Raw genomic sequence first — 14,234 nt, forward strand, 5'->3', positions numbered from 1 at the left:
TAGTTTGGCCGCTATGCAAGTGCCAGCGGGCACTTTCGTTATTGGTCAGGGCAAAGGAGCAACTTTCATGCAGGACCGAAGAACTCAAGACGCCAGCGGGTTTGTCAAATTCATCAAACTGTTCAAGCAGGCGGATCTGGAACAGGCCATGTCGGCGTACAGGGGCAGTGAATCCTATCAGTCAGTGTGGCGTTATTATTTTGCCTGTATCGGCTTGCTCGATTCTCCACGACTGATCGAGCCTTTGGCACTGCTCAAGCAGTCGATCGGCCAGTTGATCGGTTCGCCACATAAATACTCGCAATCCGATAGCCAGCCTGCACAGTTGTCGCGCATCTATAACAGCATCCAGGCTTTCGAGACCCGTGTGCAAAACAGCCTGGCGTACGCGAAGAGCACCCCGACTGCGGTGCCGAAGAATCTGCACTTTGTCTGGCTCGGTGGAGGACTGGGCGCGATACAGCGTGACTATCTCAACCTCTGGAAACAGGTGCTGAACGGGCAAGGTTACAGCCTCCATCTCTGGTACGACAGCGACGCATTGTTGGCCTGGCAAACCAACAGGCTGATCGTCGAGGCGGCCAAGGCTGACGCCCTGCAACAAGATGGCAGCGACAGTATTTCCAAAGACCAGTTGGGCACGCTGTACGAAGAACGGGCCATCGTCCTTAAACAACAGATGTCCATGCATATCGATGCCGCACTGGCGCGGGGACTTTCAGCTGATGAAGCACGCGTCGATCTGTTGGCCCGTGCCTATGGGCAGGACGCCGCGCAACTGGAGGCGCTGATCGAGCAAAACCGCCGCAGTCTGCTGGACCTCGCAGGAGACGACCTGCAGTTGCGCGACTTGAACGCCCTGGATACTCCGCTGCAATTACAGGATATCTACGAGCGTGAAATCCGGTTGCGCGGCAATCTGGCCGCTGCTTCCGATGTGGTGCGCGCCGAGGTCCTTTACGAAGAGGGCGGCGGATATGCCGATGTCGATAATCTGCCGCCACTGGTCAAGACTCTGGGAGGCGTTGACATCAGCGGGTTTGATCCCCGGTCACGCGTTGGCGTTCTGCAACTGCTGCTCGATCACAATCGGCACTGGATGCCTGCACGCGAGGCGCTGCGCCACCAGTACACTGATTATCTGGCAAGCATTCCCGAGCAACACCGCGCCGCGCTTGAGACGTTTGCCCGACAAAAACCGGCGCTGAATGAAGTGTTCCAGGCGCCGGCCGAGTTGCTCGTCCGCCCACAGGACTTGCGGGCAGTTGCTGTGCAGAGCTCGCTGAGCAATTCCTTCCTGATGGCCCATGCGCGATCGCCGATGCTCAAAAGCGTGATCGACCGGTTTCGCTTCAATTATGACTTCATCGACCTGACGGCTCGACTGGCGGCCAAGCGCGGCGTTGCGCTGAGCGATTTTTACGGCATGTCGACGCTTGCGCGCGAGGTATTCGAGCAAAACTGCGGCTCGATTGCCACTCTGTCCTCGATCGAACACGCAACGGCGAACGAACTGATTCTGGCGGTCGCTGGATATTTCGAAGACGGTATCCGCCCGCAGAGCGAATGGACAATTTTTCTGACTGGCCCGGCCGCGATGCGCGCTGGCATGCGCGATTACGAACGGCACAACTTCGTCCCGCGCGAAGATGAAACAGTGCGCGTCGAGACTGCCATCGAGCCGCTCTGGATGATCAACGACAAGACCGAGGAGGAGCAGGATCACTCGTGGAAAGACAACGCCAGCGATGATGAACAATGGGTTGTCGACGAACAGCAGCGTTGGCGGCAAGGACAGTTCAGTGCCCGCTACAGCGGTGATGTTGCTGCCCTGCTCAAACAACAGACTGTGTTGTTCGAAGAGGGTTGGCCGCTCATCGAGGGACGCCCGGTGTTATTGACGGAGGTCTTGCAAGGGATGATCGACCGACTCGGTGCACCGTTTGTGGCGGCGATGAGGCAAGGTCATAACGGTCCGCTGGTTTTTCCCGAAGGGCCGGGTCTGGGGTTCGACGATCGTCAGGCCATCAAGGCCCAACCCGTCACTCTGCAAGCTCCGGCGTCGCTTAGTGATGCGCGGATTCAGGGGCTGGCGCTGGATGAGTTGCTAAGCGGCATTGCCGAGGGTTCGCTGCAGTTCTTCCAGATCAGTCCCTTGCAAAGGGTAGTGTTGGGACAGATGCTCGGCGTACGCTCACTGGATAACTCAAGCTTCACGCAACTTGCCCCCGAGCTCGACAACCTCGCCAACAGCGTTGCCGAGGTAGGAGCATCGGTGCGTTATGCGGCCATTGAACGCCATCTGTATCAGCATCGGGCGCCGCAATTCATGGCCGGTCTCGCCAGCCATGTCGACCAGCCGATGGTCTCGTCGGACAGCGCGCTAACGTTGAAACGAGCTGCGCTGTCGCAGGCGCACACGCTGTTTCAATGGGGCCGTCATGTTGCCCATATCCAGACCATCGCCACCCGCGAACATCGTGAGCAGGTGATCCTGCGGCTGGGTCAGGTGTTGGGGCAAATCGAGGCCAGTGACGTCAAACTGGTGCCGCAGGATCTGTTGCTCAAGGGGCCAGGGGATCCCGGTGGCCGTTGTTACCCGCTGGCGCTGATCATGAGCGCTGCTCTGGAGCACGGCGTGGCGGCGTCGCGACGCTTGCGCGAGCGATTCTTCCTGGCCACCGTCGAGCCGCAGCAGCGCGATTCAACTGTATTTCTGGAGGCGCTCGAGGAGTTGCGCGGCGTGCAGTTGCACGATATCGGCAAGCCGCTGGGGCGGGTCGATCTGCAGCAGCTCGGCACCACGCTGGAGGCGTTCGCCAGCTCGCGCACGCTGATGCTCAACTCGGATAACCACGCCATGCTGGTGGCGAAAACCTTCAATGGTGGGCGCGCCACCTATCACTTTTATGATCCCAATTTCGGCGTGTTCGAGTTCGGCCAGCCAGACCAGCTCCAACTGGCACTGACCGACCTTTTCCAGAAACAGGGCATGGCGAAATACTATGCGGCCTATGGCGACGACGCGCGCCCGACCTTTGATCTGATCGAGCTGCAGGGGCAAAAGATAGCGGCGCTGGATCTGTCCGGCGGTTTGCGCGTCGGGCAATTGCTGGAATCCGACAATGTGCTGCCGGAGCATACACAGCGACCGATCCGTCGGCGCCTGAACAGTGCTCGCGGCCATTCGCTGGTCAGTAATCCGCACCTGGGGCGCAGCCTGCGCGATCTGGACAGTCATTGGTGGGGACAGCAGATTGCCCAGGCGACTGACGCTCTACAGCACTTGCATGCTGCGGCAAAACCGCTGGTGCCGTTGTTCGAAACCCTGGAGATGACGCCTGCCGGCGAGTACCGGATCAACCTGATCGATCCCTCGCAGGCCGAGCATGTGGTGCAGGTGGTGAGCTCCGATCACCGTCTGCTGCGCATCAGAAATTATCTGTCGGAGCAGTTTTCGGCACTGGGCACCCGAGCCTCGCCACAGATGGCAGAGGCGGGTGCCGTACACACGCTCAATACCGGCTTCACCATCCAGGCACTGATGAACGTCCTGCGTGGACGAGAGGGGGATGACCGCACCCTGACCACCGCCGTGCGCTTGCACGCTTACGTCAATTACGCGCAGCTGGTGCATGGCAATGTCACGGATGTCGCTGGCCTGATCAGTCTGGTAAAAACCGCGCTCAATGAAGAGAAGATCATCGCCCGCACCTGTGCGCCGGTGGTTGGCGAGGCGCTGGGACATGTCGCCAACGAAGGCGTGGGCGCGGTGCTGGGGCTGGCCAATGTCGGTTTCGACATCTATCAATTGGCGACGGCAGACAACGAGATCGAGCGCGCGCAATTCGGCACCCAACTGGCCTTCGACTCCGCCAGTCTGGCGTTGACCGCCGGTGGTCTGGGGGCTGCCACGGCGGGCGCGGCAACAGCGGCCGCCGTGCTCGGTGGCGCCGGGGTGATCCTGGGCGGACTGGCCGTGGGTGTGGCGGCCCTGGCCCAGGGGTTTGCCAGGATCGCTGAGCAGGCGCAGGAGGTCGGGCTGTTCTTCGATGAGCTGGAGCGGGCCTGTCGGGGTGTCGGTTATCGGTATGACGACGGACTCGGGGCGTGGGTCGCTCACCCTTCGCTGGTCGTCCAGAGCCTGGACTTCAATCGCACGATGCTGGTGCTCGACAGTCCGAAGGTGTATCGGCTGCGCGACCATTTCGGGGTGCCGGATTTCAATCCGGATGATCAACAAGCGCTCGATCTGCGGCGTGAACTGGGACTTCCCGGCTACATCCACTTCGATCCGCCGACCACGCAACTGGTCGTCCTGCCGTGCACGCCGACCACGTTCTACGGTTACGAATACAAGGCGCTGCCTTTCTCGACGCTGCGTCACGACACCGGCTTCGATACCGCCCGCAAGCTGGAGAAGAAGGATGCGGCGGGCCAGCGGCGGTTTCTGTTTTCGTTCTATTCCTTTCCCGTGCACTACATCATCAACCGTCTCGCACCGTCGTATCGGCCAACCGTGATCGAGGTGCGGCTGGATGCCCACGAGCGTGCGCTGGCGGTGCCAATGATGCCGCAGCTCTGGCACGACAAGGTGTCGTACCGCATCGAAGGTGCGGGCGGTGCCTGTTCACTGATCCTCAATCGCGGGGTCAATCTCCAGTTGCAGTCCCCCAGCCTTCAGCAGTGCCGCTGGAATCTGGTAGCCGCCTGGGCCACTGAGAGGGATGTGCGGATCGACGTCGGCGGGGTTCTTTCGGTGGGTGGGGTGAAGGTGACGTTCGGCGGCAGAGGTCGGCATGAGGTCATGCTTCAGCTGACCGGGCGGCAATCGTTCAAGGTCAACCGCAGCGACGGACGACTGGACATTATCGAGCAGAGCGCGCCAGCCGGGGAGAATGAACAGTCACTCCTCACGCATTACCAGACACTGGCCCGGGAGCATCGGCTGGTGCTGCCTTACACGCCAGTTCATCACTTTCCGATTCCTTTCGAGCCCGAAAGCCAGCCGCGTCACACCACGGCCTGGTACGACGCTGCCGAGGATCGTTTTCTGTACATCCGCAGTGAAGAGGTACTGGCGGCCGATGAAATGCTGCTGGCGGCGGTGGTCGACGATTCTGCGTTTTTCTATGAGGTGCGCAACTACGACATCTGGCAGGTCGATGCCGTCAGCGGTTTGCTCAAGTGCCGCTACCGTCTGCTGGTGATGGAGGGGCAGTGCAGCATTCGGCGTATTGAAGTCGATGCGCAGGGCGTGATTCATATCGAACAGCAATGGCTGGGTGCCGATCGGCAAGTCACGCAATTCAACTACCTGATCCATGAAGGCCAACTGCAACTGGTGGCAGTTACCCGAGAGATTGACCGTGAGCTGGGCCAGCGAGTGTTCGCCAACCCGACCTTGACGGATTGGTCGGCGGTGCTTGGTCACTATTTCACGTTATCGCCGGTACCCGAACGCGCAGGCGTCAGTACCGTCGACTGGCAACCGGCCGCTTACGTGTCGGTCTGCTGGGCGTTCGATCCGGGCAAACGTGACCTGGTCTGGATTCGCAGCCGTGACCTGTTGTGCATTCATCCGTTTGCCTTCGGGCATGACCGCGGCTGGGTCGATTCGATCAAACAGCTTGGTGATCTGCTGCTTCTGCCGGTCAAAGATGAGCACGAGCTGTTTTTCATCTACGACCGGCTGGCGCAAAAGCTGTGCAAGGTGCAACGCAGCGCGTCCGCTGGCAGCGAGCGCTGGCCGGCGCAATGGACACATCAATGGCTGCAGCCCGACGGGTTGAATGACGTGGTGCCGGTACAGGACGGGTATCTGGCCCTGACCGACGACGGTCTGTTCTTCAATCTGACCGCAGAGGGTGAAGTGCATCTGGGTGGCTTGAGTGAGCGCTGGCTCAGGGCGCGCGCACAGTGGTGGCAGGCACTCGAAACGCTGGCGGTGAAGTACCCGGTCAACAGTTTCGCCATTCTGGGTCTGCGCAACGCCGCCGGTGATCGCAGCCTGTGTGCCTGGTACGTGGATAACCGCTTGCTGCTGTGCGATCCGGGGCACGAACGGGAAATGCGCCTGCTCGGGGTCACACCGGACAACCAGGCGGTCTGGCTGTTCGATGTCGCCAGCGGTGAGATCTGCAGTCAGCGGTTCTTCGACAGCCGGCAACTCGAGCCAGCATTCGGCAGCGGCGCCCAGTTACTGGCGAGCGACATGCTGCCGGCACCGCAGGCCGAGTGGGACGACTGGCGGTTCAGCGCCGTGCGCAATGACGGCTCCGGTCTGTACGGGACATCGGTCAACGGCGTGTCACTCAAGCTGCGATATCAGGAAGCTGAAAGGATCATCGGCGTCGATCATCACTGGGCCAGCGAGCACGCGGAACATTTGCCGGAGTCTCTGCAGGCATTGCTGGAGACCGCCGAGCATGGGCCCTACATCGCCGTGGAGTCTGGCGCGGGCAACCTGCAATGGTACGACGTGGCGAATGCACAACTGATTCGGGTAGCGGGCCAGAACCTGCCACACGATTGCGAATTGCTCGGCACCCGCCATCGGCATGTGCTGTTGCACGAACTTCAGGCACACCGCGTACACGTCTACCCCGGTCAGCAGAGCATCGGCCCGTTCGAATACATGCGGCGCGAGGCCGAGGTGTTGGTGGTCGAGGGCCAGAACAAGGTTGAAGACCTGTTGCCACTGATCGCTGATGACGTGAGCTGTCTGGTGTTGCGCCTGGGGCAGGGCGGCGTCACGTATCACCTGTCGAGGGCCTGCTGGTTGCGGCTGGACTCGGTGATTGTCGATTGCCGTCACCCGCTGGGCGAGGTTCCGGCGATTCCCGGCAAGCTGGTCTGGGCGCTGGACGCACCGCAAACGCTGCAACTGTCGTTTGTCGACGAGCACTTGCTGATTGTCGACCCGGATCGCCAGCACAGCCTGATCCTGCGGGATGTGTGCTCGGTGGATCCGGCGATGCGTGGCGACGTCTTCCTCGGGTTCGAGGGCGGGCGTTCCTATCCGGTATCGAGCCTGGTGCAGAGGCTGCGGGAAATCGTCGAAGTCGATGATGCCGACGGCAGTGCGACGCTGGCGCAGTTGCTGGGAGCGGTGCCGGCCTGACGAAAGTCTTCGTTGGGTTTTTTGAAGTTTGTTTTCTCTCTGTGTCGCGACGGTTCATGTCGTCGCGATGGGTTCGTTTGGCCAAAAAAAAGGAAATTGCATTGAGCACTATGGATGAAGTCACGATGGGCAGAGTGTTCGCCGATCTTATTGCGCGCACAGAACTTGAGTCCGTCAGCGGTAGCCTGGGGGAGGCTCCTTTGCGCTACTACGACGGAGCTACGGCGGCTACCAGTCTTGCAGAACAATTGATAGCGATCAGATTGCTCAAGGACGCGATTGAATCACCACAGCTGGACGCCGCGGATGCTCAGGTCAATAAACTGCGCCTGAAACTGGGCGACTACGACCGCCGCTTGAGTGCGACTGTGAAGATGCTCTCCGCTGGCAAACCGATACCGCGCATCATGCATTTTGTCTGGGTCGGTGGCAGTGAGGTCGGGACGAATCAGCGCGATTACATGAACATCTGGCGCAAGGTACTGGCGTCGCAGGGATATGCATTCAACCTCTGGTATGACAGTGACGCGCTGCTGGCCTTTGAAATGAACCGGGTGATTCTCGATAGTGCCCGTGCGCACACGATGGGGTTAGAAGAGGCCCAAAAGGCAAAACCAACGGTGCTGTCGAGAATGATCGAAGACCGCGCACGGGTACTCAAACAGCAGATGTTCGACTACCTGAATCAGCCACGCTGGGCCGGACGCGCAGACGAGGCGCGGATCGACCTGATGGTGCGGGGTTATGGCAAGGAACGTGCGACGCTCGAAGCCTTCCGCCAGAAATGTCTGGATTCGCATCAGGCCATGGTGGGTGAGGACTTGCGCCTGCGCGATGTTCGCCAGGAGTTTGCCAGTCATTTTCTGGCTGACGTCTACCAGCGCGAAGTCGCCATGCGCGGCAACTTTGCTGCTGCCAGTGACGTGGTGCGACTGCAGGCCGAGTTTCTCGAGGGCGGGCGTTACAGCGACATGGATTATTTGCCGCCGCTGATCGAGAGACCGGGCGGCGTGGACATCAGTGGTTTCAGCACAGACGCGAAGATCGGTGTCCTGCAGTTATTGCTCAACCATGACGATACCTTGATGCCGGGGCGCGATCGGCAACGTTATGTCGACAGAACCGGGCATATTCCCGCCGAGCATCTCGAGGCACTGAGCGCATTTGCCCGGAGCAGGCCGGGTGTGGAGCAGATTTTCGCTTCGCCGCAGCCGACGTCTTTATCCCAGGATGCCATCGGGCGCGGCGCGGCCTGGGGCAATCCGTCGTCGAAGGAAATGAATGCCTATGTTCTGGCTCATCCTGGCAGCAAGATGGTCAATGCGAGCATGCACTTCATCCGGGTGGCTTATGACTGCCTGTATGAGGTTGAGCGCCGCATGATACTCGCAGGCGTGACGCCAGCAGATGTGTCGTCAGTCGATGATATTGCAATCAAGGTCGTCTCTGAAGCACAGGCTGATGGGCGCTTGCCCAATACATCGCGTGAATATTCATCAGAGAAGCTCATACGCGCCATAGCTCAGTATTATCAGGACGGGATTCGTTTCGACGCCTTGGGCACCATCTACATGACCGGTCCGGGCGCACTTGAAGGCGGTGTAATCGGCTATGTCGAAAGAGAACTGCAGAGTGAACAGCTGAACAACATTCGCCATCATATGAAGCAGGTCGACGGCTTCAACGTCTTTACCGAAGAAGAAATGATCTCCGGCTGGGCAGTCAAGGATACCCCCGAAGACTGGCTGGCAAAAGAACATGAGAAGTGGAATTCGGGCAAGGTCAAGTCGCGCTACGCCGGTAATCTGGCCGACTTGCTGAAAGAGCGGACCCTCACGTTCAAACTTGGCTGGCCGGTCATAGAAGGAAAATCAGTGTTGCTGACTTCGGTCCTGCAGCAACTGCTTGATGATCTGGGTGAGCCGTTTGTACGGGCCATGAATGACCGCTTGACCGGTGATGTGACGTTCAACGTTCCCATCCACCTCGACTTTGATACTCGACAGCAGGTGCTGAACCAGACAGTCGACAAAGCTCCAACGTCCATGGGGGCCGAGTCACTGGGTAACCTCAACGAGGCCTTGGCGCGCATCGCGGCGGGCAAGTTGCCGCTGGATCAGTTGAGCCCGTTGCATCGGGTGATGTTCGGCGGCCTGTTCGGTGCCGCAACACTGGATCAGGTCGGGTTCGCAGACGCCTGGGCAACCACCGTCGCCTTTGCCGAAGATACGCGCGACCGTGGCCTGGTCGCGCGCTACGAGGTGATCGAACAGACACTGCTCAATCGCTATCCTGCACCGGTGGAGGCACGAGTCAATGCATCGGAGCGCGAATCGCTCGGGCAGAACTCCAGGGTGCTGAAGGCGCAGGCATTTGCCGAACCGATCAGCGTGCGGCAATGGCGCGAGTACGTGAGTCGGGTCGAGGTCGCCGCCGTGAATGAGCGCCGGGCGTCGATCCTTGCGCGGGGTGCGGCAGTGCGCGAGACGTTCTTCGAGGCGGGTGCGCATACGGCCAGACAATTGCCGCAGGATTTGTTGTTGCGCGGTGCGGGGGATCCGGGCCGACGCTGCTATCCACTGGCGCTGGTGATGGCCGCCGCGCTGGAGAAAGGCGCCTCGGCCGAGCGCGCGTTGATCGGCAAACTGGCGATTGCCAATCTCACTCCCGACGCACCGCAAGCCCATGCCCTGCTCAAGGTGCTGGACGAGTTGCGTGGCGTACCCATGGCGCGATTCGGCGAGAAGAGACCGGCGGCGAACCTGGCCACTGTGATGCAGACGCTGGAAGCGAAAACCGCTGCCGGCAGCCTGCTGCTCAACACAGACAATCATTCGATGCTGGTGAGCAAGGTTGTGGTGCAAGGCGAGACATCCTATCGCTTCTACGATCCCAACTTCGGGCTGTATGCGTTCGCCCGGATCGAGGATCTGCAACAAGGCGTCCAGCGCTTCATGCAGGAGGAAGTGATTGCCAGGCTTTATGGTCTGGAACGGGGGGCTGCCAGCGTTTTCGAGGTCATCGAACTCGACGGCGCAAGCATTGCCGGTAAATCGTTGCCTTCGGAAATTAGCGTTGAGCATTTGCTCAGCAGTGATCCGCTGGGTGGTGGGCGTGCCGTCGAACCCTGGAGTCAGCATGCCGCCTTGCGCGCGCGTTCCTTGTCAGAGAACGCGCGTCTGGGACAGGCGCTGAGCAGTGTGGACAGCCACAAGTGGGCGCGGACGATCGAAAGCGCGACCCTGCGGTTACAGGACCAGCATCAACTGTCTCGTGACTTCGTTCCGGTGTTCGACTCCCTGAAGAGCACTGCGCAAGGGCGCAGCGAAATCACCATGGTCAGTGCCAGTGATCCGCAGCGCACACGCACAGTGCAGACTGATGACACGCGCCTGCAAGGGATCAAGTCTTACCTGAGCGATACGTTTGAAGCGTTGTCCGGCAGACGCGCGGGGGCGCCAGTGATCGATCCGACGGATGTCGGTGCGGTGCATACGCTCAATGCCGGATTTGCCATTCAAGCCCTGCTGCTCGGGTTGCAGAGCGCAGAGTCCGGGATGGGGTCGACCGCGTTGACGTCGGCCGTGCGTATCCACGGTTACCTGGCCTACGCGCAGATGGCTCACGGGCTGGTGGTCGACGCAGTACAACTGCTGAATCTGGTGCGTCATGCGTTTACCGACGGTTTGCGGGTGGCCAAAACCACCTCGTCGATTGTCAGTAATGCATTGGGCAACGTCTTGAACGAAGGTGTCGGCACCGTTTTGCAGTTGGCCAGCATCGGCTTCGACATTTATCTGTTGGTCAATGCCCAAAACGATATCCAGCGTGCGGTCTACGCCACGCAGCTGGCCTTCGATTCAGCTGGGCTGGCGCTGGGTGTTGGCGCTTTGGGCGCCGGTGTTGCCGGTGCGGGCACGGCGGCGGCCTTCCTCGGCGGCGCCGGGGTGATTCTGGGCGGGCTGGCGGTGGGCATCGGCGCCCTGGTCGAGGGGTTCAGCGCCAGGGCAGAACGTGGAAGACGGATCGGCCGGTATCTGAATGATGTGCATTCGGCCTATCGACCGCAAAGCCATTCGGTGCAAGGCGATACCTACATTGCCAATCCTTGTGCGGTCTATACCGGGCTTGATTTGCGCAAAGGGCTCATTACCTTCGGCGGCCACAAAATTTTCGCCGCGGAAGATTACTCCTTTCTGCATAAGCCGAGGATCGTCGGGGATCGCAGCAAGGCATTCAGCATTCGAGAGGCCCTCGACCTTCGCGACTCGATTTCCTTCGATATGGCGCCGGGTATTGAAAGCGTCGTGCTGCCGAGTGTGCCGGAGTGCTTTCTGGGCTTCGTCCATGAAGGTCTGCCATTTGCGACAACGCTCACAGAAAACATGGAAACGGCTTTGGCACTGGAAAAATACAAGCTGGCAGGCAAGCGGCAATTCTGGTTCAGCTTTTACCAGGCACCGACCGAGTACATCATGGAAAAAATGGTGCCCAACTACGAGGAAACCCGCGTCAGTGTTGCGATTGGCCCTGATCAGCGTTTTCTGCACGTCCCCCCATTGCCGCAGGAGGTGCACGGTTACCTTTGCTATGACATCGATGCCACTGGCGGGCACTGCTCGATCACCCTGACCGAGGGCGTCAAGTCGTTGCGGCTGCAGGTTTCCACCGATGATCCAATGACGTGGTCATTGCGTGCCCCGTGGGTGAGTGCGGCGGCGGTGAAGCTGGTACAGGATACTTTTCAGTTGGGCTCGATGCGGGTGCAGGTGCCCGCCAGGAGTGTCGTGTACCTGCAACTTGCGGAGGGCTTCTACCAGGTTGGCTGGGCAACGGGCGCGCTGCTCTTTGCTGAACTCGACGCGCTCAACGATGCCGACGGCCCGGCCACACGCAAGCATTTGCGCGAACTCGCCCGCGCCCATCGTCTGGCCGATGGCCCGACGGTCATCCGCAACTATCACGATGCCCTGACTGGTGTTCGTACCACGGCCTGGTACGACCACACCGAAGATGCCATGCACCTGGTGCGCGGACTGGACCCACAGTATGCGGCGCAGATCTGCATCGGCCCGAAGACCGGCGAGGAGATGTTTTATTACTGCCCGGCGCAGGGAATCATCTGGCGTACGGATCTGGTCACCGGGCAGATCAAGCGCACTTACCGGGTGATGAAAATACATTCATCAAAAAATCCCTGCATTGTTTCGATTCAGGCGACGCCAGAGGGTTTGCTGCAGGTGGTCCAGCGCTTTGAAGACATGTGGAAAAGCTTCTACAAGCTGACTTACCTGCTCGGTGAAGACTACCTCGCCCTTACTGCGATCTCCGATATGAATTCAGACCATCCGTGGATCATTCGTGAAGGACGCGACAATGTTTCGGATTTCCTCCGACGGCACGACTACCCATACCATGAGGTACTTGATGACCAGAGAGTGGAATTCACACTGGGCGCAATGATTACGATCGACACCTTCGACGAGAATTTGCGCAAAGCCACCCGAGCCTGGGTGCGCAGTGAAGATGAGCGCGTCATTCGGCCTGTGCTGCGCAATACGGAAGGTACACCTGACTTTCTCGATTGGGTGCTGCTTGATCCGCTTCAATCAAGCGGCGATACAGTGTTGTTTCATCATCTCGGCCATCGCCTTGTTTATCGACAGCACATCGGCGCAGCGGATCAGATGCTCGAGATGTTTGCACAAAGTGTCTTGCACCTTGAGGTGCAGCATGTGCACCGCCAGGGCGGACAATACGTCATCCTCACTGACGAAGGCATGCTGTTCCAGATGAATGACGACGGCCAGACGCGGCTGGTGGGACTCAATCACGCATGGCTGTCGGCCCGCCAGCAGCGCACTGTGCAAGGGTTCAAGTGGTGGGAAACGGTCGGGACCAGCATTCAGAACGAGTCCGCCGATGGCGTGGAAGTCGGAGGTATCAGCGATGCAACGGGCAAGACATCGCTGTATGTCATCTATCTGGATCAGCAATTTCTGATTGCCGACACAGCGGGCAAAGCCATGCGCGTGTTGAGGCTGACGCCAGATAAAAAAGCGGCGTGGATGATGGACTGGGCATCCGGACGAATCTATCGTCAGCCCTTCATGGCGCCTGAAAGCCTGGCGGCGGCATTCGGTTCGGGGACACGTCTGCTGCAGGCGCACTTGCTGGCCCCGATGCAGCGAGTCATGCCGCGGGACACTTTTGCCTGGGCCGTGCCCCATGGAGCCGGCCTGCACGTCCGCCGGCATGACCACGTGCTGTTCAACCTGGTCGATGGCGAGCCACCGCGTATCGTCGGTGTAGAAGTCGAATTCTTCAATGGCCTGGCGTCTCGTCAGGCGCGGGAGGAAAAGCTGGCGCGACTGCTTGCCGGTCAGCGTAGCGGTCCTTACCTCTTTGCGGGCAGGAGCGATAATATTTGCAGCTGGTATGACGTCGCAGCCGGCCGTCTGCTCAGTGTCGCGGTGTCAGGACGTGAATGGCCACAATATCTGGGCGTGGCGAACGATCAGACCCTGGTGCTGCATGACCCTGTAACGGGCCGCCTGTTCAGCAATGCCAGTGAAGACATTGAACCCATCGATATATGGATGACTGTGGAAGCGGTCAGCCGGATTGCAGATACGCTGGTTATCGACGGTATTGGCTCATCGGGCAGGATTGTAGCGATTCCGGATGGCGTCGATACACTGGTACTCAAGTTTGCGAAATCTGCAGATTACCTTTCACTGGCCCGACAGACTTGGGATCGGCTTGATTGCCTGATTGTCGACGCCGAGGAAGCAGGCATTCATCTGGCGTTGACACTGGAGCCGATGCAGCGATGGCTGGTCTCGAGGTCCGACGGCCATTTGCTGCTGACGGATCCCGATTCGGGAAGCAGCATCATCTTGCGCAATGCCACGAGCCTTGATGCGGCACGGCAACAGCAGGTGACATTCGGGATTGCGTTACCTGACGAAATCTCGGTGACCGTTAGCCTGGAGGAGCTGATGAGTGCGATGGCCACGGAACCCCTGCTGGAACTCGGCGCGCTGATCGGGCTGTCCATCGACCAGTAAGCCATTGCGAGCTGGCAGATCAGACCGGGCTGCGGAGATTG

The 14,234-nt window shown here is 59.7% G+C and carries 2 protein-coding genes; both read left to right on the top strand.

Features of this window, described 5'->3' with window-relative positions; translation table 11 throughout:
- Positions 1-67: 67 nt before the first annotated feature.
- On the top strand, positions 68-7,123 hold the full coding sequence (locus tag H043_RS0121500) for a TcdA/TcdB pore-forming domain-containing protein (protein ID WP_027613584.1): 7,056 nt from the start codon (positions 68-70) through the stop codon (positions 7,121-7,123).
- A gap of 110 nt (positions 7,124-7,233) precedes the next feature.
- Complete coding sequence (locus H043_RS29265; protein ID WP_223849609.1) at positions 7,234-14,193, top strand: TcdA/TcdB pore-forming domain-containing protein; 6,960 nt, start codon at positions 7,234-7,236, stop codon at positions 14,191-14,193.
- Positions 14,194-14,234: the final 41 nt, after the last annotated feature.

This window comes from Pseudomonas sp. URIL14HWK12:I6, assembly GCF_000514195.1.
Lineage (GTDB): Bacteria > Pseudomonadota > Gammaproteobacteria > Pseudomonadales > Pseudomonadaceae > Aquipseudomonas > Aquipseudomonas putida_A.

What these genes read in the sequence shown, in the direction of transcription:
- H043_RS0121500 (WP_027613584.1), top strand. Translation starts at nt 68, where the DNA reads ATGCAGGACCGAAGAACTCAAGACGCCAGCGGGTTTGTCAAATTCATC.
- H043_RS29265 (WP_223849609.1), top strand. Translation starts at nt 7,234, where the DNA reads ATGGATGAAGTCACGATGGGCAGAGTGTTCGCCGATCTTATTGCGCGC.